This is a genomic window from Nonomuraea sp. NPDC049152, assembly GCF_040648355.1.
GTDB lineage: Bacteria > Actinomycetota > Actinomycetes > Streptosporangiales > Streptosporangiaceae > Nonomuraea.
The window spans coordinates 21,511-46,123 of the sequence record NZ_JBEZDO010000044.1; the positions used below are offsets into that span (position 1 = coordinate 21,511).

The 24,613-nt window shown below is 65.1% G+C and carries 21 protein-coding genes and 1 tRNA gene; 9 read left to right on the top strand and 13 right to left on the bottom strand.

What is annotated here, in order from left to right; translation table 11 throughout:
• Position 1 precedes the first annotated feature (1 nt).
• From AB0B45_RS46495 to AB0B45_RS46510, 4 genes are all read right to left on the bottom strand, one after another.
• A complete protein-coding gene (locus AB0B45_RS46495; protein WP_358144630.1) occupies positions 2-2,089 on the bottom strand; it encodes a hypothetical protein in 2,088 nt (695 codons plus the stop codon).
• Entirely contained in the window at positions 2,086-2,844 is a 759-nt protein-coding gene (locus AB0B45_RS46500) for a hypothetical protein (protein ID WP_358144632.1), read from the bottom strand. Before AB0B45_RS46500 ends, AB0B45_RS46495 begins: the two co-directional genes overlap by 4 nt.
• A 57-nt stretch (positions 2,845-2,901) precedes the next feature.
• The gene (locus AB0B45_RS46505; RefSeq protein ID WP_358144634.1) at positions 2,902-3,633 is read right to left on the bottom strand and encodes a Crp/Fnr family transcriptional regulator; all 732 of its coding nucleotides are present in this window, start codon (positions 3,631-3,633) and stop codon (positions 2,902-2,904) included.
• A 1,149-nt stretch (positions 3,634-4,782) separates the two neighbouring features.
• Positions 4,783-5,769 (bottom strand): helix-turn-helix domain-containing protein, encoded by a 987-nt coding sequence (locus AB0B45_RS46510; protein WP_358144636.1) that lies wholly within the window; start codon positions 5,767-5,769, stop codon positions 4,783-4,785.
• Positions 5,770-5,820: 51 nt separating this feature from the next.
• On the opposite strand from AB0B45_RS46510, the gene AB0B45_RS46515 reads away from it, so the two are divergent.
• Positions 5,821-6,216: a cupin domain-containing protein gene (locus tag AB0B45_RS46515; RefSeq protein WP_358144637.1), complete on the top strand. Its 396-nt coding sequence runs from the start codon at positions 5,821-5,823 to the stop codon at positions 6,214-6,216.
• A 244-nt stretch (positions 6,217-6,460) separates the two neighbouring features.
• Here the strand turns inward: AB0B45_RS46515 and AB0B45_RS46520 are convergent, their stop codons facing one another.
• The 3 genes from AB0B45_RS46520 to AB0B45_RS46530 all read right to left on the bottom strand — a co-directional run bounded on the left by AB0B45_RS46520 (position 6,461) and on the right by AB0B45_RS46530 (position 8,907).
• On the bottom strand, positions 6,461-7,849 hold the full coding sequence (locus AB0B45_RS46520; protein WP_358144638.1) for a hypothetical protein: 1,389 nt from the start codon (positions 7,847-7,849) through the stop codon (positions 6,461-6,463).
• Between the two features lie 214 nt (positions 7,850-8,063).
• Complete coding sequence (locus AB0B45_RS46525) at positions 8,064-8,465, bottom strand: hypothetical protein (protein ID WP_358144640.1); 402 nt, start codon at positions 8,463-8,465, stop codon at positions 8,064-8,066.
• Positions 8,466-8,828: 363 nt separating this feature from the next.
• A tRNA-Ser gene (locus AB0B45_RS46530) sits at positions 8,829-8,907 on the bottom strand.
• Between the two features lie 526 nt (positions 8,908-9,433).
• Here AB0B45_RS46530 and AB0B45_RS46535 point away from each other — a divergent pair.
• Together AB0B45_RS46535 and AB0B45_RS46540 are read left to right on the top strand one after the other, a co-directional pair.
• Positions 9,434-16,771 carry an RHS repeat-associated core domain-containing protein gene (locus AB0B45_RS46535; RefSeq protein ID WP_358144642.1) on the top strand — a complete coding sequence of 2,446 codons (7,338 nt, stop codon included), beginning with the start codon at positions 9,434-9,436 and terminating at the stop codon, positions 16,769-16,771.
• 2 nt (positions 16,772-16,773) lie between these two features.
• Positions 16,774-17,262 carry a hypothetical protein gene (locus AB0B45_RS46540; RefSeq protein ID WP_358144644.1) on the top strand — a complete coding sequence of 163 codons (489 nt, stop codon included), beginning with the start codon at positions 16,774-16,776 and terminating at the stop codon, positions 17,260-17,262.
• Positions 17,263-17,810: 548 nt separating this feature from the next.
• On the opposite strand, the gene AB0B45_RS46545 is transcribed toward AB0B45_RS46540, so the two are convergent.
• The 3 genes from AB0B45_RS46545 to AB0B45_RS46555 form a co-directional block, all read right to left on the bottom strand.
• Positions 17,811-18,125, bottom strand: coding sequence for a hypothetical protein (locus AB0B45_RS46545; protein WP_358144645.1), 315 nt, complete (start codon positions 18,123-18,125; stop codon positions 17,811-17,813).
• A 119-nt stretch (positions 18,126-18,244) separates the two neighbouring features.
• The gene (locus AB0B45_RS46550; RefSeq protein ID WP_358144646.1) at positions 18,245-18,478 is read right to left on the bottom strand and encodes a hypothetical protein; all 234 of its coding nucleotides are present in this window, start codon (positions 18,476-18,478) and stop codon (positions 18,245-18,247) included.
• A complete protein-coding gene (locus tag AB0B45_RS46555) occupies positions 18,478-18,714 on the bottom strand; it encodes a hypothetical protein (protein WP_358144647.1) in 237 nt (78 codons plus the stop codon). The genes AB0B45_RS46550 and AB0B45_RS46555 overlap by 1 nt, the downstream gene beginning before the upstream one ends.
• Positions 18,715-18,804: 90 nt before the next feature.
• Here AB0B45_RS46555 and AB0B45_RS46560 point away from each other — a divergent pair, with 90 nt between their 5' ends.
• Positions 18,805-19,092 carry a winged helix-turn-helix domain-containing protein gene (locus AB0B45_RS46560; protein WP_358144648.1) on the top strand — a complete coding sequence of 96 codons (288 nt, stop codon included), beginning with the start codon at positions 18,805-18,807 and terminating at the stop codon, positions 19,090-19,092.
• Between the two features lie 117 nt (positions 19,093-19,209).
• On the opposite strand, the gene AB0B45_RS46565 is transcribed toward AB0B45_RS46560, so the two are convergent.
• Genes AB0B45_RS46565 through AB0B45_RS46575 form a run of 3 tightly spaced genes read right to left on the bottom strand, consistent with a single transcriptional unit; the run spans position 19,210 to position 20,420 of the window.
• Positions 19,210-19,533 carry a hypothetical protein gene (locus AB0B45_RS46565; RefSeq protein ID WP_358144649.1) on the bottom strand — a complete coding sequence of 108 codons (324 nt, stop codon included), beginning with the start codon at positions 19,531-19,533 and terminating at the stop codon, positions 19,210-19,212.
• 9 nt (positions 19,534-19,542) lie between these two features.
• Positions 19,543-20,091 carry a hypothetical protein gene (locus tag AB0B45_RS46570; RefSeq protein ID WP_358144650.1) on the bottom strand — a complete coding sequence of 183 codons (549 nt, stop codon included), beginning with the start codon at positions 20,089-20,091 and terminating at the stop codon, positions 19,543-19,545.
• Positions 20,088-20,420, bottom strand: a complete 333-nt coding sequence (locus AB0B45_RS46575) for a hypothetical protein (protein ID WP_358144651.1) — start codon at positions 20,418-20,420, stop codon at positions 20,088-20,090. The genes AB0B45_RS46570 and AB0B45_RS46575 overlap by 4 nt, the downstream gene beginning before the upstream one ends.
• 136 nt (positions 20,421-20,556) lie before the next feature.
• Between AB0B45_RS46575 and AB0B45_RS46580 the strand changes: the two genes are divergently transcribed.
• The 5 genes from AB0B45_RS46580 to AB0B45_RS46600 all read left to right on the top strand — a co-directional run bounded on the left by AB0B45_RS46580 (position 20,557) and on the right by AB0B45_RS46600 (position 24,612).
• Positions 20,557-20,730 (top strand): hypothetical protein, encoded by a 174-nt coding sequence (locus AB0B45_RS46580; protein WP_358144652.1) that lies wholly within the window; start codon positions 20,557-20,559, stop codon positions 20,728-20,730.
• Positions 20,731-20,813: 83 nt separating this feature from the next.
• Positions 20,814-21,128, top strand: coding sequence for a WhiB family transcriptional regulator (locus AB0B45_RS46585; protein ID WP_358144653.1), 315 nt, complete (start codon positions 20,814-20,816; stop codon positions 21,126-21,128).
• Between the two features lie 14 nt (positions 21,129-21,142).
• Positions 21,143-21,895, top strand: coding sequence for a hypothetical protein (locus tag AB0B45_RS46590; RefSeq protein WP_358144654.1), 753 nt, complete (start codon positions 21,143-21,145; stop codon positions 21,893-21,895).
• 140 nt (positions 21,896-22,035) lie between these two features.
• Positions 22,036-24,252, top strand: coding sequence for a cell division protein FtsK (locus AB0B45_RS46595; protein ID WP_358144655.1), 2,217 nt, complete (start codon positions 22,036-22,038; stop codon positions 24,250-24,252).
• A gap of 141 nt (positions 24,253-24,393) precedes the next feature.
• On the top strand, positions 24,394-24,612 hold the full coding sequence (locus AB0B45_RS46600) for a hypothetical protein (RefSeq protein WP_358144656.1): 219 nt from the start codon (positions 24,394-24,396) through the stop codon (positions 24,610-24,612).
• Position 24,613: the final 1 nt, after the last annotated feature.

A 24,613-nucleotide genomic window follows, 5' to 3' on the forward strand; every position in this document is an offset into this window, starting at 1 on the left:
ATCAGCTCCTATGAACGAGTTGACGCAGGTGATGGTAAAGATCGGCGGCGATCTCGCCCTGATGCCGCCAGAGCCGGAGGTAGAGCAGGGCCCGCTTGGCGTTCCGCCTATCGGTCAGGCTGAAGATCTGGTCCGTGATCTCCCGTACGGTGGGCCGCTCGTCGTAATGGCTCAGCCATTCGCTCAGCAGCAGGTCCCAGGACTCGGGCACGACCAGGCGGCCACCTTCCTCGTAGCTGAGCGCGTTGCGCCAGAGCGTCACCAGCGAGGGATGCGGATCGAGCCGGCTCAGATGCGGCCGCTCAGCGGACGAAACGGGCAGCGCGGCCAGCCGTCCAAAGGCCAGGGCGGCGCTGCGATGACCGGCCTGTCCTCCTTCACCGACCCAGTCGGCGAGGTCGTTCACGATGGTGTGCGCGGTGTCCACGCGATAGAGGTAAGCGATGGACTGAGCCACGTCGTGGTGGAACTTGACGCCCCTGGTGAGAACCAAGGTCCTGAACGCGGCGAGGGCTTGGTCGGGTGCGGAGAGACCGACAGACGAGGCGTAGGCACGGATCGCGATCGCCTTCTTTGCATCGTTGCCTTGCATCATCGAACGGAGATGGAGATGGACACGGCCTGTCATCGACGGGTCCTCAGCGGCGGCTTCCAGCGCCAGGGCAGCGAGCTGATGATCCCGGGACCGGCGGGACCGGCTCCACACCTCCAGGAACCGCTCGCTCACGAGAGCGAAGTCGAAGGTCGCAAGCTTTCCGACCGCGTGTCCGACCTTGATCCTCGTATGCGAAGATCCCTCACCGCCGAGCCAGAGCAGCCAGTCGACCAACGAGTCGCGGATGGTCGGTTGGTCCTCCCAGATCACGCGCAGCATGACGGCCGCCAGGCTGGGGCGTCTCAGCCTTATGCTCCGCCCACCACCGGGCCCGGCGGGTGTGGCCTCGGCATCCACGTAACTCAGCCAGAGGGGCAGCTTCTCCCAGAGCTGGACCGGTTTTGGCGAACGCTCACGACGCCACTTTTCGTCGAGCCGTTCGGCCAGGGCCAGCGCCGCGGCGGAGATTTCCGCCTCAGGCAACCCGTGGAGTACGGCAATGCTCGTCATGAAACACCGGCCCAGGATTGGCCTGCGCTTCTCGAGGTCTTCGCCCACCTTCGCGCGCATTCGATTGAACCGCCGGTTCAGCATGACCTCGATGGAGGTGCCGGACTCCACGGTGGCGGCCACCTGCCTGGCTAGTTCGACCACCTGCCAGGGCGCGAAAAGGGCTCGGAGCTCCTCGTCCAGAAGCTGCTGATCGTCCGAGACAAGCCGTACGCCCGGTGCCTGAACAGACAGATGCTTGGCGAAGATCCGGCTGCTCGGTGGAGGGTCGTGCTCGACCATGGGCGCGACAGACGATTTGATGTGCTCCGGCACCAGGACGATCATCCTGCAGTCCGCGTTGACTCCGGCGCGCTTGAGATTCGTGGTCACCCTGTCCACGGCATCGGGCGTATCGACCAGGTCCAGCAAATAGCCGTGACCCGATTCCAGTTTCCAGTCGCGGGGGTTCGGCGTGCTCGCTCCATGCGGAATGATCCAGCTCGCCCTACCACCCCAGTCGAGCAGCGCCGCCAGGGCAGTAGTCGCCTTTCCTGTCTCCGCCGCGCCGCCGAGCAGGACCAGGCGTTCGCTGTCGAGCAGCCTGCGTGCTTCGGCTTGCGACTGAGTCGATACCAGCGTTCGTCGTAGGTCCTCGATCTCGTTTACCGTCAGTTCGTGGATTGTCGCTGCCGGTTGTGACCGCCCCTGGTCTACGTGGATGTCGCCCTGGGCGAACCAGATATTTCCTTTCTTGACGCGGTTGCTTACGCGGCCCTTCAAGTCTCGGGTGCCGGTGCTGGGCCTCTCGTCGGCGAACAGGTCGTCCAGGCTCTGCCTGCGTTCCAGCCACTCCTGTCCGGAGGCGGTCATTTCGTTACGGATCGATTGGTTGTCGGGTTCCTGGGACGCCTCATCCGGCTCCTCAGGCGAGGTGTCCTCGACCTTCGGGTTTTCCGGCTGCGGGGCCTCGGGTCTCGATTCCTCAGGCGGGGAATCGCTCATTTCTTCCTCCGCTTCGGGCCATGAGTGACGTTGATGTCTCCTTGCGCGAAAAGAATGTCGCCTTTCTTGACCCGGTTCTTGATCGATCCGCTGCCCGACGGCGGTGGGGACGGGGCGTCGTCGCTGGACAGCAGGGATTCCGGAATCTCCATGTCATGGACATCGAAGTGCGGCACGTACAGGTATGCCGGGTACTCCTGTTTCTTCTCCGCCACCGCAACCTCCAGGAACTCCGACGGTCTGGGCCGCCCCGGCCCCTGTGACACGTAGTCGCGGAACACCTCCCGCGAAATGATCAGTGCCAGGTCGGCGTCGCGGAAGGTGTCGAGCGCGATCCGGATCGGTGCCGAATCACGCAACCTCGCGGGCTGTACCGCGTGCTGCCCAGGCCACCCGGCCGCGCCGTCCAACTGCAGCGGTCCGACGTGGACGGCCAGCCGTATTCTCATCCGGGCCCAGGTGGGATCGGCGCGTCGGCTGTTGTGTGCGGCGATGGCCACATCCAGCTCAGTCAGGAACTGGTCGAGGAGAAGAGGAATCGTGACGAGAGGGCCCGGCTCGGCGGGAAGGACGGCGGTCAGCGAATCACCGCCCACCTGACGCGACCACGACTCGTGGTCCAGCTGAACGCGGTCCGCCGCCGTCTCGATAGCGCTGATCAGGCCGGACTGGAGGGTTCGCTGTTGGGCGTCGGTTCGTCCGCCGTAGTTCTCGATGTCGGCTGTGAGCAGGACGCGGTAGTCGTGCATGACCATGGCATCTCCAATGAGCGGGTGGGCTCTACCGTGAGGCACCATCCGGCGACAGAAGCCTTAGAAATATGGCTTGGCGAGGAACGGGAGGTCGGCGAGCGCAGTCAGCCCTGCCAGGTCCTTCACCACCACGTCGCGGTGCCCTCGCCGGATGACCCCCTCCGCGGCCAGTTCGCGCAGTGCCTTCTGCGTCGTGATCTCCTTGGCGCCCACCAGCATGCCCAGTTCGGCTCTCGTGAGCGGGATGCCGATGCTCACGCCATCATCCGTGGTGCGGCCGTGCCGCGAGATCAGCGCGATCAGCACGCGTGCCAGGCAGATCTTCGTCTCATACCCAGCGAAGTCGAGGCGCCGTTGATTGGCCCAACGCAGCCGCTCGGCCACGACCTGCGTCAGCGCCAGTGCCGCGGCCGGGCGCCGGGTCACGAAAGAGCGGAACACCGGGCCCTTGACCTGTTGGCAGACAGCGCGCCCGCAGGTGGTCACGGTCGCCGACCGCGGCGACCCATCCATGGCGGCCATATCGCCCACGATGTCGCCCGACACGCGGATCGCCAGGGTCGCCTCCACACCGTTCTCAACGCCCCCGGTCACCTTGACCAGCGCGTCCAACAGGATCCAAACCGATGTGCCGCGATCTCCCTGCCTGATCAGCGCATGTCCAGGCGGGAGCGAGCGCAAGGTCCCGAGCTCAAGGAGCTCCGAGCGCAATTCGTCCGACAGACGGTGCATGAAGGTGCCGATCGGCCATCGGTTGGGTGCCAAAGTTGCCTCCAGCAGGCGATGTTTCACACATATGCCAGCCGGGTTGTCTCGGCAAGGGAGTCAAACGTTCGCAGACGTTCGGACTCATCGGCTGGCCTTTGCGCCGGTAGTCCACAGCCTGTGAGGATCCACGAGAACAGGCGAGACTCCATGAATCTGGAGGCCCGCCCGGTTTGATGTGCTCTGGGTTTCGTGGAGTCACTTTGGTTGACTTGCATGCCTGGAACCTCAAGAGAGGTCAGCATGCCGCATGGTCCCACGCGCCTACCGGCGCCGCCATCGTGACCATGCAGTCCAGCCAGCGCCGCGCACATGCTCGCGCGGTGCTCGGCGCCGAGCACTCGCTCGTACCTGGTGCGTAACACGGCGAGCTCGCGGCAGGCGGCGGCCAGCCACAGTGAGCGCCGTAACTGGGTTGATCAGAGAGATGGCTAAGGGAATCCACTGTGCCAGGTCTTGCATCGTGAGGCTCCTTCCTGTGCGGCGAGAAGGGTTGCTCCCCTGACCGAATACAGAAATGGCACCTCTGGGTTGCGGCGTCCGGCCACAGATGCGGATCAGGCCGGACGAACTACGATGTTTGCCCCCGGGGTAGCGCAGACTGAACAGCAGAAGGTGGGTTGGCGGCGGGTACCGGCCTCGAATGGGTCCGGAGCCGTCCGGCAGCCCCCAGCCGGACCCGCTTTGTGTCGTATTGCCAAGGATTGCGATTCGCATGCCCACTCCTGCCCCACCGCTCGGTGCCGAGGATCCGCACCCCCGGACGAGTGACATCGACCCAGCCCAGGTGCAGACACATGCGGGTGGGCAGGCCACAGCGTCGAAGTCCTGCTAAAGATCTACGCCAAGTGCATCGACGGACAAGACCAGATCTGGCACACGATGCTCGACGGCGCACTCGGGGACAGCGCTTCGCCGTAGCTGCGCCGACAAGTTATGACGAACGATCGACCAGCCGTTCCCAGTCCGGCTGAGGAGAATCGGGCAGGCGCCGAAGGTGACAGCCTCGCGGTCAGGGTGGGGGCGGCCCGCATCATCTCGAAGACCCGGCCGAACCCCTCGGTCACAGCCTCCTCCCGAAGCCATCGCTGAGGTCACCAGCCTGCTCGCTCCTGGCGACAGCAGGTGCTGAGTCACCATTTTCGGTGGTTCGTCAGAAGATTCTTGAGTCTGAGCTCACCCCGGCCCGAACCGGCGCCGGTACTGCGACGGGTTGAGACCGGTCTCGCGACGCATCAGAGCGCGCAAATTGGTAGCGGTGCCAAGCCCACTGCGCCACGCGACCACGTCGAAGCGGGATTCCCCCCGTTCGATCAGTCGGCATGCCAGGGCGAGCCGTTCCCCGGTGAGCCACGCCAGCGGCGTTGTGCCCAATTGAGCTCGGAAGCGCCGGTGCAACGTCGCCGGGCTGACCGCCGCGCGCGCTGCGAGGTCGGTCACCGCAAGCGATGAGTCCAGCCGCTCCTGGGCCCAGGCCAGGACAGGTGCCAAGGACTCATCCGGCAGATCGGGCATCGGCCGCTCCACGAACTGCCGCTGCCCGCCATCTCGATGCGCTGCGAAAACCAGTCGCCGGCTCACCGAGTTGGCGGCCTCAGCGCCATGATCGCGGCGAACCACATGCAGCCCGAGGTCGAGAGCGGCAGCGCTCCCCGCGGCGGTGAGAATGTCGCCGTCGTCCACGAACAGCACGTCCGATTCGAGGTGGACGGAGGGGAAGCGGGCCCGGAAGGAGTCCGCCCACTGCCAATGCGCGGTGGCCCGGCGCCCGTCAAGGACCCCGGCCTCGGCCAGCGTGAACGCGCCGCTGCAGAAGCCGAGCAGACGGGCGCCGCGCGCGTGTGCCCGTCGGATGGCATCGAGAACAGCCGGGCGGCGGGGCACCTCGGTGTCCGGCCGGTTGGGAACGATCAAGGTGTCCGCCGAATCGGCCGCCTCGAGATCGGCAACTCCGGTGAGAGTGAAGAATCCGTCCCGCATCAGCGTGCGGGGCTCGGGCGAGCAGAGTCTGAAGTCGTAGAGATCACGGCCGAGCTCGGGTCTGCCTAGGCCGAAGACTTCGGTTGCGCAGCCAAGCTCGAACGGATTGGAGTTCTCGTCCACGATCACGACGACCCGGTGCAGGCCCGCCCCACCGACTGCATGCGAGAATTCTTGCGACATATGCAATTCCTAGCAGTTACGGCGGCCGTGCGAAACGGGGAGCATCACTCCATGAGCAACGAACCCATCGGCCTCAGCAAGGCCCTGGCCTCCTTTGACGCCCTGTGGAGCCCCCGCATCGTCACGCGCGTGAATGACTACGACGTACGCGTCGCCAAGGTCGAGGGCGAACACCTCTGGCATGCCCACGACGACACCGATGAGTTCTTCCTGGTGCTCAACGGTGAGCTGCACATCTCCCTACGCGAACCCGATGGGGAGCGTACGGTCGTGCTCCCCACGGGTTCGATCTTCACCGTCCCTCGAGGCATGGAGCACAAGCCGGCCGCTCCGTCTGGCGCCGCGATCCTCATGTTCGAGCCCACCGGGACACCGAGCGTGGGCGATCACCATGACGAGATCCCAGACCACATCGATGTGACGACGGGACACGCCCTCGGCTCTTGAACTTGGCCACCCTGTACGGCGCCGAGCCTGCCGTCAGGGCGGTTCCGTTCGCCGGACACCCGTCAACTGGCAGGACACCGGTCAGCGGTCTTGGTCCTGGCCGCGCTACCGTTCCTGATCACCGCGACATGTTCACCCGAGCCATACGGCCACGAAGCGTCACGCTGCCCCGGTTGATCAGCAACGATTCCAGGAGCTCAACAACACCCTCTTAAGGATCTCCTTGCGACGCTTCCTGCACGGATCAGCGGGTGAGGAGGGAGAAGCTGGGCTCGCGGTCGTGGAGGAAGCTGGTGATGTTGGCGTACCAGCCGTGGTTACCGCACATTACAGGGCCGCCGTCGGGATAGGTTCCCCGGTCCTGGTCCCCCTGGCAGGTTATTCCGCTGTCGGTGGCTGCGCTGTTGGTTCCGTTCGCGTAAACGTAGCCCTCGGGTCCACCGTCGGGGGTGTAGACCGGGCCGCCACTATCTCCGGGGCCAAGAAGCGGGTTGTAGCCGTAGAGCGAAACGTAGTGGGCTTCGCCGTAGAACGTTTGGCCGTCGCTCAACGTGATGTTGGTGTAGGGCTCGGTGATGATCCCGCACGTCACACCGGAAAACGCCCCGGACTGGCAGACGTAGTCATTGCGCCTGTTGGAGGCCACGCCGTGGACGTTCCCGCGCCACACACCCTCGTGTGCGCCGCCGACCCAGATCTGCGGGCCGAAGAACGTGGGCTGAGAGTTCGGGGGCCTGAGGAGTTCGGTGTCGAAATCAGCGTCTCGTAGGACCACGGTGGCGAACCGCGCTCCGGTGGCGGCGCTCGTGGCCGCAGCTCCTTCGTTGGCGCAGTGCGCGGCGGTCAGCATGTAGGTGAAGCCCGTGCCTGCCTGCCTGACGGCGAACCCCTCGGAGCAATGTCCCTGTCCGCCGAAGACGCTGGTGCCCCAGCGGCCGCCACCGTAGTTCTGCTCATTGTCGCGGCTGACCGCCTGGGGTGCCGCGCCCGTGCGCACCCGAGCGGGAATTCCGCCGGCCACTGAGGCGATCCGCGCGGCGACATCGGCGCTCGCGCTGGGCGCCAGGCTGTCACCTGGGGCCTCGACACTCACGTCGAGACCATTACCGTCCGCGGAGGGCCCCACCGAGAACACCCGTGGCAGGCCGGCCGTCGCGAACTCGGCCATGTGCGCCTTGTTGTCGGCGGTCACGGCATCCATGGCTGTGCGCAGCTGCCTTTGCGTGTACCGCGCCTGAACCACGCTGACGTTCACACCTTGGGCTCTTGCGACCTTGGTGTAGGCGGCCTTGACGGCGGGCGGGACGTTGCCGTGCCAGAGCAGGGTGACGTTGAGCTGCTCAGGGTGCACGATGGCCTCGGTGAAACCGGAATCGCCGGATAACTTGTCTGCCGCCGCCTGTATGGCGTCGGCGACCAGGTCGGTACGGCGCTGCTTCTTCCAGTGCTCAGGGCCAGGGTCGCTCGACGCAAGTGGTGCTGGAGAGATGCTGGGCTCTGAGGCCGCCGCGTAGGCGGATCCGGCCGCGGTCATGCTGGTAACTGCCAGGAACCCCAAGGCGGCTGCAAGTCTCGACGGTGTTCGTACTGACCTTCTGATGCGAGAAGAGATCACGCATTCGATCTTGTACATAGTCGTTGCGCGGGTCTTGAAGATTCTTGCTCGATTCGCCAGATATCAGCGGGCACGAACGGAAGACCCCCGGGAGCAATCACGCCGTTGCATGCCCGGCGGGTCGACCGGAGCACGATCAACGACGCCTGGAAGCGTGCTCCAGGACTCCGGAGAGGTATCTCGGCTGGCGCCGGAGTTCAGCAACACCCTCTTTAGCCGCTACCGGCTACGTTTAGGCCTTCGCGCGCTTCGGGCTCTTGTGGCGCAACGTGGGGTATGAGGTGAGCAGAAACATTGCCGCGGCCATCCCCATCATGGCGAGCGCCTGGTCGCCTGTTCCGGCGCCCCAGGCAGTGTGCATCACCAAGAAGCTGGTGACCGTGGGCAGGTAGACGGGAGCAAGCAAGAGGGCGCTTCTGCGGCCCGCCGAGGATTGCATGGCCAGCCCGCAGGCGATGGCGGCCAGCCCGAGGGGAGCGAACTCCAGCCAGACATCCAAAGGCAAAGGGGCGATCGTCGTCAGGATGGAGGTAGCCGCGGTCAGCACCAGGGCACCAATCGACCAACCCAGCAACCGCACCGAGCCGATCAGCTCGACCCCGCGTCGTGGCTGCCGAACCAGGGTCAACACCATGGGAACCACCACAAAAGCGGAGCCAAGCCGTAACGCTGCCGTACCTGGAGACATGGGATCCGGGCTGGAGCCAGAAAGCGTTCGATATTTTCAAAAGCTGAATGACGAGGATCGTGTCGGACCAGCCGCACTAGAGCATTTCGCTAGGAGGAGTTCCTGGTAGGAGCGCCAGCTCCACGCCGAGCACGGCGCTGAGGCGGCGCGCTGCTCCACCGCCATATGATCGCGACCAAGATCGGTACGCGGCACCTACGTGATCATGGGCACATGCTTGCCGTCGGCCGCATCCGGTGGCACACCCCAGAAACGCAAAAGACCTGCATCTCTGCAGGTCAGTGCGCGTATCGCTAGGTAGGTCGAGTGTGCCCCCTGCAGGATTCGAACCTGCGCACCCGGCTCCGGAGACCGGCCCCAGTCATGGCGCTCACCAGGTGAAAAGCGCTGTACGAGCCGTTGTCTGTACGTAGGCCGTACGTGACCACGTTCCCGCACGCTTCCCGGGTCGTGCCCGCACGATTGGGGAGCGGATTTACAGTCCTGTGGCGACAGCGCTCTGACCTGCTGATTCGCCTGATGCCACGCCCTCCCGGGAACGCGGGGGGAACGATCAACTTCTGCGCCCTTCGACGAGGGTCAACGCGCTGTCCGCGCTACTCGATGCGAGATGTCGCATTCTGTGATCTTTGCATCACTTGATTGGATCTTGTTGTCGTTTCGGACGGAAGTTACGCTTCGTCCGTTTGGCAACATGCTCCGAGCCGCACGAGTCAGGGACCTTGTTTCTGCGTCGGGCGGGTGGAGCTTCGTCCGGCGTCTGCGGGCGCCCTTCGTGGTTCGGAGTGTGGCGGCGTATGCGCCGATCTTTGGCATGGGCTCGTTTTGGGTTTGCGGTTTTGCTCGTCACTTCATTGCCGGGCCTTGTGTCGCTTGTCAGCGTGCCGGCGTCTGCGCAGACGCGATCCAGTGTGGTGAGCGAGTTAACCGGCTATCAGGGCCCGGTCACCACACCCCAGCAGATGACCGGAACGTCGGGTGTCCTGCCGAGTTTGGTCGATGCTTCGATCACGCGCGAGGCAGGCGACGCGGCCGAGCCAGAGCGGCGCAAGAGGACGCCGGGAGCGCTCGCTCTGGAATCACGGTCTGCAACACCGATGAAGGCTCTGAACCGTCAGGCGAGCTCTGAACCAACAGAACGAGTCAACCGGATGATGCAGGCCGGTACCACGTTCCCGATGATCGACGACGTCTATCCCGAACATGGAATGCTGGGAACAGTGACGCCACTCCTGACCGTCCGCGCCACCCGGATGGGTGGTGGCTCGTCGGCCCAGTTGGAGTTCTTCTACACCATCTGCGAGAAGCCGGACGAGGACGAAGGTTCAACGCCTGCACCGGAATGTGTGACCTCCGGCGGACTGGTGGGCGAGGAGACCTGGCGTGTGCCTGCAGGCAAGCTGGAGTGGGGCAAGCAGTACGAGTGGTGGGTCCACGTCGTCGACGTGGAGAGCGGCGAGACGGACGATAGCGACAAGCTGCTGGTGACGACGGGCGCGCGGCAGCCGTTGACCAGCGCACACCTGGGTGAGCGGGGCGGCGACGGCCAGGAGTTCTCACCGATCGCGGGGAACTACACGACCACTGCGGTCGACGCGCAGGTCACCGTCGCTGGGCCGCCGCTTTCGGTAGTACGCACCTACAACAGCGCGGACGCCCGCACGAACGGCATCTTCGGAGCGGGATGGTCAACGCCGTGGGACATGAAGATCACGGCAGAGGGGACGACGGCCAGTGTGACCGATCTGCTGGTCACCTACCCTTCCGGACGTCGCGTTCGATTCGCCAACAAGGGCAATGGCACGTACCAGCCGCCGCCTGGCATGCATGATGTGCTGGCCGACGTGGCCGGTGGCGGTTGGCGGCTAATGGACAAGGCGTCGACCTCCTACCATTTTGATGCGGCCGGACGGCTACTGAAGATCACGGATCGTCGCGGGCGGGCCCAGAGCTTGCACTACGGCAGCGACGGCAAGATCAGCAAGGTATTCGCCGTTGGCGGCAGGGGGCTGCACCTCACCTGGCAGGGTGACCGAGTGGCGACGGTGTCCACTGATCCTGTGGACGGCAAGGGCCTGACCTGGACTTACACCTACACGGGTGACAACCTGACGAGTGTGTGCGCCCCGGTCGCGGCACCGAACTGCACGAACTATGCCTACGAGGACGGGTCGCGGTATCGCACCGTGGTGCTCGACGCCGAACCGGTGCACTACTTCCGCTTCGGCCCAGAACCAACCGGTAACCCCATCAACGAAGGCAGTAGCGGCCGCACCGGCTACTACAGGGACATAACGCCGGGGCAGCCGGGCGCGCTGGAAGGCAGCACCCACACAGCCGCTGGCTTCACGAAGTCGAAGATGGCCTTGCCGAGCGATGCCATATCCCGTTTGCGTGAGCGCCTGTCGATCGAGGGCTGGTTCAAGACCACACAGCAGGGCATGATCTTCTCGGCCGGACAGTTCGACTACGCGTTCGGCGCGACGCAGCCCGTCCTCTACATCGGTACTGACGGGCGCCTGCGCGGCCAACTGGGCAACATCAAGAACAGCAGCGGCAACTGGGTATACACCCCGATCACCAGCGCAGCCGCGGTCACCGACAACCAGTGGCATCACGTGGTGCTGAATGTGGCCGATGGGCGGCAGAAGCTCTTCCTCGACGGGCAAGCCGTAGGCGAAGTGAGCGGTGAGATCTACCCGGACTACCGGGCGGAAGCCTCCGTCGGCAGTGGAGATCGTGGCAGCTCGTGGGCTTCCATCCCCGCTGGCCCGAACATCACCGGCGCCTTCTCCTTCAAGGGGTCGATCGACGAGTTCGCCATCTATGACAAGCCGTTGACCGATACCGAGGTCCAGACGCACTATGCGGCGCGGGCGAAGGTTGCGAACAAGCTGGTGAAGATGACGCTCCCGTCGGGGCGTGTCTGGGCGGCCAACAGCTATGACACAGCGACGGATCGCCTCAAGACGCACACTGACCGCCATGGCGGCACCTGGCAGATCGGCAAGCCGGACACCGACTGGCTGGAGAAGGTCGACATCGTCACGGTCACCGACCCGCGCAACGACACGCTGACCTACGGCTATGACAAGTGGCGTGGCTCTCGCCTGGTGTATCAGAAGGATCAGCGCGAGTTCCAGACGCGCTACGAATACGACACGGGTGGCTTCCAGGCGAAGGTGACAGATCGGAACGGCAACGTCTTCCGGCGGTACAACGACGAACGCGGTAATCCGATTCGCAGCGAGTCCTGCCGTACCGCAGGAAGTTGCCAGAGTACGTACGCCACGTACTACCTGAACAAGGACGACGAGTTCGACCCACGCAATGACAGCGTGCTCATCTACCGCGATGCGCGCTCGTCGGATTCCGGCAGCAACACCTACGCCACCACGTACGAGTACAACCAGTTCGGAGAGCAGACCAAGGAGACGACGCCGGCGACAACGGACTTTCCCAGCGGACGCTCGACCGTCGCCACCTACACCGACGGAAGCGAAGCGGCCGTAGGTGGCGGCACCGCACCTGCTGGGCTGGTGGCGTCACGGAGAGATGCGCGCGGCAACACCTGGACCTACCGGTACACCGCGGCGGGTGACCTGGCTGAGCAGACCGACCCGGTCGGGCTGGTCACGAAACTGAACTATGACGCTCTCGGTCGATTGATCGACTCGACTCAGGTGTCACAGGCGCATCCGGACGGAGTGAAGACCACCTTCACCTATGACGAGTTGAGCCGACCGGCGACGCAGACCGAGCCGGGGGTCAAGAACGAGACCACCAATGTCACGCACACCAAGCGCACCAAGCTGGCCTACGACGCGGACGGCAACAGGCTCAGCGAGAAGATCTCCGACCTAACCGGCGGCGATGCCGAGCGTGCCACCGTCTACACCTACGACGCTCTTGGCCGGGTGGAGACGGTCACTGGGCCGGAGGGCGGTGTCGTCAGGCAGAGCTGGAACACGCTGGGCCAGCTGGTGCGGGTCACCGATGCCCGGGGTGCGGTGGTCGAGCACAGCTACGGCGAGCGAGGCGAGCTCACCTCTCGGACGTTGAAGGGGTGGACGGGCAGTCCGGTCAATCCGACGCCCGCGAAGGATGTCGTGCTGGAGTCGTTCTTCTACGACGCGGGCGGCAGGCTGGCCACGCAGGTGGACGCGATGGGCCGCAAGACCTCCTACACCTACTTCGGTGACAACTTGGTGGCCAAGAAGATCGCCGATGATGTCAAGCTGAACGGGTCCACCACGCCGCGCGATGTGGTGCTGGAGGACCATACCTACGACGCGGCCGGCAACCGGACCAAGCTGGTGACCGGTGGCGACACGGCGACCACGGAGTTCGTCTTCGACGAAGCCGGGCGGTTGACCTCGCAGACGTTCGACCCGAGTGTGCTGAACCGCAAGACGGCCTTCACCTATGACGCCAACGGCAACCTTCTCAAGGCCACGCTCACCGGCGCCGGTACGGCACGAGCCGAGGTGACCGAGTACGCCTACAACAAGGTCAACCAGGTCACCAAGACGACCGTGGAGAACGGCGACGAGGACCTCGTTTCCACCGCCAGCTATGACGACCGCGGCTTGATCACCGCCACGACCGACCCGCGCGGCAACGTGAGCGGCGCGAACGAAGCGGACTTCACCAGCACCATGCGCTACGACCTGCTGGGCCGTCCGGTCGAGGTGACCGGACCGCAGGTCAAGGTGGACAAGGCGGGTACGTCGAGCACGGCGCGTCCATCTGTCCACTTGGGTTACGACACCTTCGGGGCCACAACGCAGGAGACCGACGCCGAAGGCCGTACCATCACCTCGGTCTTTGACAAGGCGGGTCGCCTGACCAGCAAGAGCGCCCCCAGCTACACACCTCCCGGCGGCACTGCTGTCACCCCGACCACCACGAACTCCTACGACCCGGCCGGGCAGCTGATCGGCACGACCGACCCACGCGGCTATGCCACCACGTTCGAGTACGACCAGCTCGGCCGGCAGGTCCGCGTCACCGACCCGGCTCCGCAGGGGCAGAGCCCTGGACGGTGGGTGACGGAGTACGACCTGGCCGGCGAGCAGTTGGCCAGCGTGGACCCGACCGGCGCCCGAGTCGAGGCCACCTACGACGACCTGGGCCGCGCGATCACCAGTACCACGGTCGAGCGTAAGCCCACCTCGGCTGCGTACACCACGACGCTCACCTACAACGACGCCGGCCACCTCACCAAGACGGTGGCCCCCGGCAACCGGGCAACCAACTTCAAGGTCAACGCAGCCGGCGAGATGACCGAGAAGAAGGACCCGGCCACCCACACCACCACGATGACCTACGACCCTGCCGGTCGTCCGCTCAAGGTCACCGATCCGCTCAGGAACGTCACCGTCGCCGAGTACGACCTGGCCGGCCGCCAGATCGCTACCAAGGACCTGAACGCCTCCGGCACCGTGATGCGCACGGCCAGCACCGGCTACGACCCGGCGGGCAACCCGACCAGCTCCACCTCGCCCGAGGGACACGTCACCAAGCAGACCTTCGACGCCCTCAACCGCGCCACCTCGCTGATCGAACCCGTCTCCGCGGCCAAGTCGATCACCACCAGCTTCGGCTACGACGCGAGCAGCGCGCGTACCCGGCTGACCGATGGCCGCGGCAACGCCACGTGGACCAGCTACAACAGCCTCGGCCTGCCGGAGAGCGTCACCGAGCCCGCCACCACCGCGCACCCCAACCTGGCCGACCGCACCTGGACCAGCAGCTACGACACGGCAGGCAACCAGGTCAGTCTCATCCAGCCGGGCGGGGTGCGCATCGACCGCACCTTCGACCACCTCGGCAGGCTCACCAAGGAGACCGGCACCGGCGCCGAAACCGTCACATCCGACAGCACTTTCGGCTACGACCTGGCCGGCCGCCAGACCAGCTTCGGCAACCAGAGCGTGGAGTTCAACGATCGCGGCCTGATCACCAAGATCACCGAAGGGTCGGTGCAGCGCACGGCCTACAGCTACAACGAGCTCGGCAATCCGAGCCAGCGGGTCGACGCCGCCGGCACCGCGAACTTCACCTGGGACAATGTGGGACGGCTCGCGACGGGCAGCGACCCGGTGGCCGGCCGCACCCTCACCTACGGCTACGACGACGCCGACCGGCTGACCTCGATCACGCCGACCAGCGGCCAGGCCGGAACCCAGACCTACACCTACGACGACCTCGACCGGGTGGAAACCCACACGCTGAAGAACGGCACCGGCGCCCAGCTATCGAAGATCACCTATGGGTGGGACGAGGACGACAACCTCACCAGTAAGGTCACCGCAGGACTTGCCGGCACCGGCAGCAACACCTACGGCTACGACCACGCCGGACGCCTGACCTCCTGGACCGCACCCGGCGGGACGACGACAAGCTACGAGTGGGACGACTCCGGCAACCGCAGCAAGGCCGGCGACAAAACCTTCACCTACGACGAGCGCAACCGCCTCACCACGGGCGACGGAACGGACTACACCTACACCGCACGCGGCACCCTGGCCACCGAGACCAAGGCTGGCACCACCCGTAACCTGACCTTCAACGCCTTCGACCAGCTCGTCAACGACGGTGAACTCGCCTACACCTACGACGCGCTCGGCCGCCTCACTAGCCGCGCCAAGGCGGGAGCCACCCAGCACTACGCTTACTCCGGTCTGGCAAACGACATCGCCGCCATCACCGACAACGCAGGCGCAGTCCAGGCAAAGTACGGTCGCGATCTCTCCGGCGGCGCCCTGAGCGTTCAGGAAGGGGGCGGGGTGGCGGTCAGTGCCCTGGCCGACCTGCACGGTGACCTGGTGGCCACCTTCAACGCCAATGCTCTGGTCGACTCCACCGCCTATGACCCCTTCGGCCAGATCACCGCACAGACCGGAACCAAGCGCAACCTCGGCTACCAGGGCGAATACACGGACCCGGACACCGGGAAGGTGAACATGTACGCCCGCTGGTACCAGCCGGGTACCGGCGGCTTCGCCAGTCGCGATATCGCCACTTTGGCCCCCTACCCGTCTGTGCAGGCCAACCGCTATACCTACGGCAACGCCTCACCGCTGACCGGTACCGACCCCACGGGGCACTCCACGGTGCTGGTCAACCCCAGTCCCATGGGGTGGGGCGGAGACGCCATAGTGCCGGGAAGCTCGCTCCATGAAGCCGGTTGGGCAAGCGGAGGATGCGTCGGCGGCATGGGGGGCGGCAGTATCTGTCATGAGACCGCCTCGCACCAGCAGTGGTGGAGCGAGTTCACCAGCGCACCCGGCTATGACTGGCTCTACGGCCCCGGCCTTTCCAATGAGGAGATCGAGCGTTGGGGCGGCAAATACATGCGTAACGGCAGGCCAGTCGACCAGCCATACTTCTGGGCTGACAGCGTTCCGGAGAAGACCCGGGACGGATATATGGCTGCATGGTCTCCTGTGGCAAAAGATTCGACATTGATGAATAACTGGACAATGGCTGGAGGGCTGACAGCGACCCACGGCCTATATGGCGGCGGGCTCTCCCCCTCCATCCGAAAGGCTCCAGAATTCAAGTACTACGACACGTACTCAAAACTGATTAGGTATTATAAAACAATCAGAAAGGCGGCTTCGAATCACGGTGTTAGTGAAGAATCTCTGACGGCTGTTCTGTTGTGGGAGATTAATACGACGGCCAACAAGTACGGCGGCATATCCCTCACTGCGGACTTCTATCTCGGGATCTACAGCGATAGAAAGACAAAAAACAAGGGAGTGGGTGCGTCTATCGGACTTGCCCAGTTGGAAATCTACAAGGTCCGGATGATGATGATGAAACACTACGGGAAGGAGGAGTGGAAGCGACGGCCCATTGCCGATTATGTAAAGCAGGGGCTAGACCCAAACAGATCCATACATCTCGCTGCCGCATGGATGGCCCATCTTAAGGAGAATGTATGGTATATGAAGGACGGCGCTAAGCACTATCTGGACGACAAAGAAGCGGCGATCGCCTATTGCGGCTGCTCGGGAGTAACCGTCGATAATCCTGCATCCGGTAACACCCAACTCAACTTCGATCGCTTCAGGACGTGGGCAGAAAACGGATTTCGAGATGAGTTCCTTACCGTCAGAGATCCAAAGAGTCGTGCGACGGGAATACAGCGTCGACATCAAATACTTGAATGGCTGCAGGACGGCAACGCGGTCGATGAGTACTGGGAGTGTATCCGCATCGGCTCGGCCAGGTGTGATTGAACATGGCGCGTACGGCGAGGTCTGCGGCCGTTGACAGGATCATGGTCATTATCCTAGGTATATTTATAGTGGCCTCCGGTTGCATGGTGCCTCCGGCGCCCGTGGTGCTCCGCGTTGATCCCGCAGCGCTCGATGATGTTCGTGGCATAGGAGAAGTGCAAGCAGAGCTCAACAATGTGAGCGACCTAGAAGACGGGGGGACGCTGATCTCGCAAAAGATGATCATCGATGTCGGGGGGCGGAGCGGCCGAGAGTCGCTCGACAAGGCGGTCGACCTGTTGACTGCCCGTAAATGGGTGATCAAAGGACAGAATAGGCCGACCATTGTGATGATGGCGACCACCCGATGGAATGACACGTTTCTGGCGTTGCGTCCATATAATTCCGCATACTTCGAAGATAATCCGGAGGTGTTGAAGGAGATCAAGAAGCGCTCTATAAATGAAGAATCGCTCGTCTACCTTGACATCTCTAGAGGGTCAATTGGGTGAGACTGCGCTGTGGCGCGTAGGTCCGCCTTTGGGGCGGGAAAGAGTTGATCGCACTTACGGCCCGCCGTGCTGGTTTTCTTCGCCTTCTGTATCGGCCTCTCGGCCGTCTTTGTTTCTTGCGGTGGCCTGAGCGGCCGGCACATATCCAGGAGACCACTGAGGTCGGCTCACCCCCACAGCGTGGGGAGGACTTCAGTAGGCCGTTCCTAACGCCTACCGGTTCACCCCCAAGTGGGGGTGAACCGTTCGTCTTTGTAGATAGCGAGGCCTTCGGGTGTGCTCCCTACGGACATGGGGTAAATCGTTGGAGGCAACGGCTGGCGACTGGGCTCACCCCGCTGCTCACCATGTCCATGGCTCCAGCTGGCTCTTCGCCCCTACTGGCAGCCGATACCAGGCGCGCAGAAGCCGCGGAACGCCCTGCCTTTGTTGCACATGACCGCCGCTGAATCCGCGTAATCCGCGAAATCCCCTCCGATGCCCCGTTGGGGCCAGGGCAACGAGGGTGCGTCTCCACGCCGGAATGCTGTCCGCAGAATCCAGCAGAACTACGCAGATTCGGAGGTCTGTTGCCCGCGACGGGCCGCGCGGACGAGCTGTCCAGCGCGAGCCTTGGACAGCCCGAGTTGTGCGGCGAGTTCCGACACCGAGAGGGCCTCTGCCGTCTGGATGCACAAGGCGGCCTCGGCTCTCACTAGGGCGGCGCCATCGGCAATTTCGCGTACCTGCTCGGCCAGGCGGGTGGCGATCAGGTAGGCCGCGTGCAGGTCAGGCTCAGCCCGCATCTGCCGTACCGCTTCCTGGTAGGCGCGTCTGAGCGCGAACAGAGCGGCGTCCAGGTCCACGACGTCGGAAGGGTCCATTACGAGTGCTCCCTGATCAATCGTTGCCCGGCAACTGCGGTGGTGGGCGCGGCGGCGGCGCGACACGGGCCGTCCTTTGGGATGGGTGTGGCAGGACGGGGCGCTCGCCGCCGCGCCGCTTAGGGGCGTCTCTCGCGAGCGATGAGGCGGGCGCACTCTTTGCAGACGGAGTCGCCTATGCGCCAGGTGAACAGTTGGCCGAAGCGGTTGCCCACCCTGGCGGTGCGTCCGCATACGGCGGTCACGGTCTGTGAGACGGCGGTGTCGGCTTGGCGCTCGACGAGGCACCACGGTCCGATCCCGCTGATGACCAGTGCGAAGCGCTCCATGAAGGGGTCAGTTGTGGTCCACATCAGGACACTTCGCCGTTCGCGCGGGCGAGGAGGACGACGAGCCCGAGAGGGCTGTGGTGGTGAATCGTTCGTGTGCAGGTGCAGTCGGGCTCCCAACATGCTCCGGTGGCGCACCAGATGCCCCCGGATTGTTCGATGAGCCAGTCTGGATACGCCTTCTGGATCGACTGAGTGAATTCCTCGGCCTGCCCTTGATTCAGGTCGAGAGTGATGCGCGAGAAACCTGGCACTCTCATGACCTCATCATAACGCGGTATAGAGCGGTATGCAGCAGCATGCCGCTACCTAAGTGTTTGTGCAGCTCAGGGCCGTTCTAGGTTGCTCTTATGGCAGAAGAGCAGGGCATCCCGCCGTTCGACCCTGAGGGCGCGGTCTACGTCTACGCGGCGATGGCTGATCACATCGCCGCCCGCATCGAGACGGGCGAGCTACGCGCGAATGCCCGTCTCGCCGGAGAACGCGCCTTGGCCGAGGAGTACGGGGTGGCGCTGGGTACCGCGCGCCGCGCGATCGAGGAACTGCGTCAACGTGGTCTGGTCGTGACCCTGCCCGCCAAGGGGACCTTCGTGGCAACGCCTCAGCCTGCGAGTGACGCCGAGACGGACGCCGTCTGATTCTGCGGAGTTCTGCGTGATTCCGCTGAGCGCGGGCGACCCCGACCGAAAGCCGTAAGCCCCCAGAAGATCGCTCCTCTGAGGGCTTACTGCGGATTGTGCGACGAGGTTCCCGTGTCACATCTCGTCGTTACGGACCTCCGCGGCCAGCGTGATAGTCACGCCCGCTTCCTGGTCTGTCGCAGAGGCATGGAGGCGAACGCCGTAGTCCTGCTTGATGCCGTTGGGCCATGCCCGTGCTCCCAGGGCTGACCGCCATGCCTCGAAATCGTCCTGTCGCTGGATCGGGTCGACCGCATCGCAGTACCCAGCGAGGATCGGTTCGGACTGGGCGCTCGCCACGGTCCAGGCGATGACCGGCAGGTCCTCGCGGGCGGCCCGTTCCAGGAGCGCGCCCAGCACTTCATACGCCCGACGCTGGTACTCGGACTGTTCAGCCATGCGTGCCCCCTAAGCGATCTGCCCATCGGCGATGGTGATGGGCTCCTCGCCGTGCTTGTGGTCGTACATGCCGGCCAGTGCCGGACGGAAGGCTGCGAGGTGTCGCCGCCACGTGTCGCACAGCGCGTCTCGGGCCGAGGAGTCGGTCTGGAGCAGGAATTGCAGGTGGCGCATTCCATGGAGGAGAACGTCTATGTACCGCGGAATGGGTGCCTCGGTCGCTTCGACCTCGATGGGCTTGCCGACGACGTCAGTCAGAGCAGGGCTGATCGGCTTCGCGTCGGGCCACTGGTCGCGGACGTAGTCCAGGCAGTTGATCACCGCGACGTACGTCAGGATGACGGCCTGACCGTCGGCACGCCATGAGGTCGAGTGCAGCAGTTCGACGCCCGAGGTGGCCTTGTTCGCCTCCAAGAGGTCGGTGACGGTCGTGTGCGGGTCGCTTTCCTGAAGGATGGCCGAGGAACGCCATGCGTCGCTCCCGCTGATCAGCCAAATTCCGGTTGGGTCCGCCGAGACCGGCCAGACCTCTACCCGAACTTCGGTGCGCTCGCTCACTGAGTCTCCTTCGTCGCGGTTCCATGCTGATCAGTGGCGTCCTTGGCCGACTTGATCAACTGGGCTGCTCGTGCCTTCGACACTCCGATGCGGCCGGCCAGATCGGCCAGCGACATCCGCTCCTGCTCGAAGATGCGGGCGGCGGTGAGCGCGCGGTGATCTCCAGAGGCTTCGATCAGCCGTCTGAGCGTCTCCACGAGTTCGGTCGCTCCGCCGTACGCACGGTTGGGATCGGGCTCTGCGTCGATCGCAACCACTGCCGCTTCGAAAGCGCGCCCGAGGTCAGCAAGCGCGGTTTCGACCGCCTCGCTCACGCCTTCTTCTGTCATGCCAACCAGCGTAGACGCTTCGTCAAGGGGGGCCTAGACAACACGCGTGTAGTACCCCCTTGACGATCGTGCAGGGGGGGCTATACGGTTTGTCGTGTAGCGCCCCCTACACGGGCGGTCGACCTGGAGGAAACCGATGATGATCCCGACGCAGCAGTCCCGCCGCATCATGCCGACCCTGCTCGGTATCGGCGCTCTGTTCTTCATCGTCCGCGAGCCCGCCAAGGCTGCCGAGTTCGCCACGAGCGCGCTGGACGCCCTGATGAAGATCGCCGAGGCCATTGCGACCTTCGCCTCTCACCTCGGCTGAGACCCACCACACGCGAAGAGGGGCGGCCCCATCCGCCAAGACGCAGGCCGCCCCTCACTCCCGGTAAAAGGAGCAACACCATCATGACTCGCAAGTTCAACCGCGTAAATCGCTCCCTCCACCCGTCGCGCACGGCGTTCGGAACGCCGTGGCGGACGCAAGGGGAGATCCTGCTCCCTGAGTGCGTCTATGACCCCGAGCTGCACACCGGGCCGGTCGACACGATCGAGAGCGCCGATCAGCGCGCCGCCCGCGAGGACGTTGCCCGCGACGTCTGCGCCACCTGCCCGGCGCGGAAGCTCTGCGAGCTTTACGCGCTCCGAGTCCGCCCTACCTCTGGCATCTGGGCTGGCCGTACCGCCGCCGAACTCGCTGAGTATCAGGCGGAGGCGGCGTGATGAAGAGAAACACGATGCTGGTGCTGCTCGCCCTGCCCGCCGGTGTGGCCACATGGTCTGGGTGGGTCGGACTGGGGGAGAAGACCGGCTTCGGCATGGTCACCCCACTGCCCGGCATCGCGGACGGCTTCCAGATCAACACGGCCATCACCCTGCCGCTCGGCGTGGAGACCTATGCCGCGTACGCCTTGGGCGCGTGGCTGAAGACCGGCAGCCAGGTCAGCGAGACCACACGCACGTTCGCCAAATGGTCGGCCGTAGGGTCGCTGGCGCTGGGGATGCTCGGCCAGATCGCCTTTCACCTACTGGAGATCTCCGCTCGGGCGAAGGCGCCGGACTGGATCACAGCGGCGGTTTCTGTCCTACCGGTGTTGGTCTTGGGCATGGGTGCCGCCCTCGGTCACCTGCTGACCCGTGATGCGGCTCAAGCCCCCGAATCGCCCGCCGAGCAGGCCAGCGACCTGCACGCCGTCGCCACAGCCAACCCACGCCCCAACCCGCCGGCACGTGCGGCCAGGCGCCCCAAACGGACGGCGGTTAAGCGGACCGTGGCCGGTATCGATGACCTCATGCCGGTTGGTCGCAGCATCGCCGCCGATCTGGAGGGCCGAGGTCTTTCGCTGACCCGTGACCGTCTGCTGAAGGCCGTTCGCGACACCGGCCGGTCGATGTCCTCGGACCGCGCCTCGGCGTTGCTGGCCCGCCTCAAGAACGAGGCCAATGTCAAACCTGCGGAAGCCGTACTGAAGCAGCGGCGGGCCGCCTGACAGCCGCCGACCGTCCGCCGGACGGCGCACCGACAGACCGTGCATCGGCGCCGACCACAAGCAGGGGCGCGGACTCATCCGCCAAGACCAGACCGCGCCCCGCCACCCCGCAACCGCGAAGACCACGAGGTGACCTCATCATGACGCACGACCCTTCCGACCCCAACGACAGTTCGGACGGCAAAGACGCGGACATCGTCCACCTGGACGCCGCCCGCGCTGGGCGCCACCCGTACGGACCGACCGCCGACCGTCCCGAAGATGCGGACCGGACCGCCGCCGCTCCTGCGGACGGACCGGTTCTCGAAGGCGAGATCGTCCGCGTGGACCAGCCCGGAACCGACCGGACCGACTGGCGGACGGACCTGGAGGCCAAGGCCCGCGCCCGGCAGCCGATCGTCCCGCTGTGGCTGCGGTCGGCGGACGAAGCGATCGAGACGCTCAGGTGGGTGGGTCTCCACTACCTTCACGTCGGCGGCTACCAGCTTGCCCGCGCGCCGCTGTACGGCGGACGGCTGGCCGTCCGCTGTCCCCGGGGCCTCGTCCGCCTGGTGGGTGGCATGGTCCGGTGGACGTTCGACCTGGAGGGCGAGCCGGTACGGCTGGCCGCCGTGCAGAAAACGGACCCGGAGAACTACCTCAAGCTGAGCAGGCAGCGTGACTCTCGCGTCCGCCTGCGTGTCTGGATCGCTGGTGCCGCCCTCGTGACGCTGCTGATCGCGGCGATCGTCATGGCCGACCAGCCGACCCACGTTCAGTGGACGGCTCTCGCCGTAGCCCTGGCCGCTCTCGGGGTCATCGGCAAGCCCGCTGATCGCCCGCTCATCAACCGCGCCGTGGTGCCTGCCAACGTGGAGCGGCTGACCAGTGACATCGTCGTCCGTGCGCTGACCGCTCTCAGCATCGCCGGCATCAACCAGGCCATCGCCAAGAACCCGAAGGACGCCATCCGGTTCGTCGCCCCGATCACCCGCGACGGCCCTGGGTGGCGGGCGGACATCGATCTGCCGTACGGCGTGACCGTGGCCGACGTGATGGACAAGCGCGACCGCCTGGCCTCGGCGCTGCGCCGCCCGCTCGGGTGCATCTGGCCCGAGGGCGACAGCTCCATTCACGAGGGACGGCTGATCCTTTGGGTGGGTGACAAGGACCTGTCCAAGACCTCCGTGCGCTCCCCGCTGACCAAGGCGAGCAGCCACGACGTGTTCAAGGGCATCCCCTTCGGCAGCGACCCGCGTGGACGTCCCATCGTGGTGCCGATCATCCAGCACAACATCCTGATCGGCTCGCTGCCCGGCCAGGGCAAGACCGCCGCGGTACGAGTGCTGGCCTCGGGGGCGTTGCTCGACCCGAGCGTGGAGGGCTGGATTCACGAACTCAAGGGCACGGGCGACCTTGACCCTCACGAGCAGAACTGCCACCGCTACGTCTCGGGGATCGAGGACGAAGCCATCGCCTACGCCGCCGACTCCCTGACCCTGCTGCGCAAGGAAGTCATGCGCCGCTCGGGCGCCCTCAAGGCGCTGCCGCCCGACCTATGCCCGGACAAGCGCGTCACCCGCCAGATCGCCGACAAGCGGCCCCTTGGGCTCCACCCGCTGATCTGCTTCATCGACGAGTGTCAGAACCTGTTCGCGCACCCCGTGTACGGCGGAAAGGCCGGCGACGACGCCGAGTTCATCATCAAGCTCGGACGCGCCCTCGGCGTGGTGCTGATCCTGGCCACCCAGCGTCCGGATAAGGACAGCCTGCCCACCGGCATCTCGGCGAACGTGTCGATCCGATTCTGTCTGCGGGTGGCCGGTCAGATCGAGAACGACATGATCCTCGGGACGTCCGCCTACAAGAACGGCGTCCGTGCCACCGTGTTCGTCCCTGAGACCGACGCCGGTATCGGCTATCTCGTGGGGGCGACTCCGATGCCGAAGGTGGTCCGGTCGGCCTATCTCGACACGCCCGCTACCCAGCGCATCGCCGATCGGGCTCACGCGCTGCGCGCCGAGTTGGGGACGCTGTCCGGGCACGGCCTGGGTGAGAGGCCTGAGCAGCTCACCCCGACCTATGTCCTGCTGGCCGACATCCTCGCTGTGGTCCCGCCCTCCGAGGCCAAGGTCTGGAACGAGATCGTCGTGGACCGCCTGGCTGATCTCCGCAGCGAGGTCTACGGGCCATGGGCGGCCCTGGAGGGCGGAGCGAAGACGGCTCAGCTCACGACAGCGCTCAAGCCGTACGGCATCAAGACCAGCCAGGTATGGGGCACTCCCGAGGGTGGCGGCAAGGGCGCGAACCGTATCGGCATCGTCCGCGACGACATCGCGAACGCCATCACCCAACGTGACCGTGGAGCGGCTTCGTAGAGCCCGGGATCGCCTCTAGACCTAGAGGCCGGCCCCTCTAGGTCTAGAGGCTCCCCTAGAGCCGAAAACGCCTACCTATCAGCGATCTAGTACCTAGACCCTGACCTGCACAAAACCCCGAAATCGGCCCTGGAGGCCTTCATGGCTACCGCCATCGTCCTGCTAGTGCTGTGCCTGCCACTCATCACTCTCGGTTATCTCGGCTTCTGTGTCGCGTCCCCGTGGGGCCTCTGCCGCCGCTGCGCCCCCGGCGGCAAGAACCGCACCTGCCGCGCCTGCCACGGCACCGGGATGCGGCCTCGCCTCGGCTGGCAGCTCTACGTCTACGCCCGCCGCCTCCACCGCGACGGCAACCACTGAA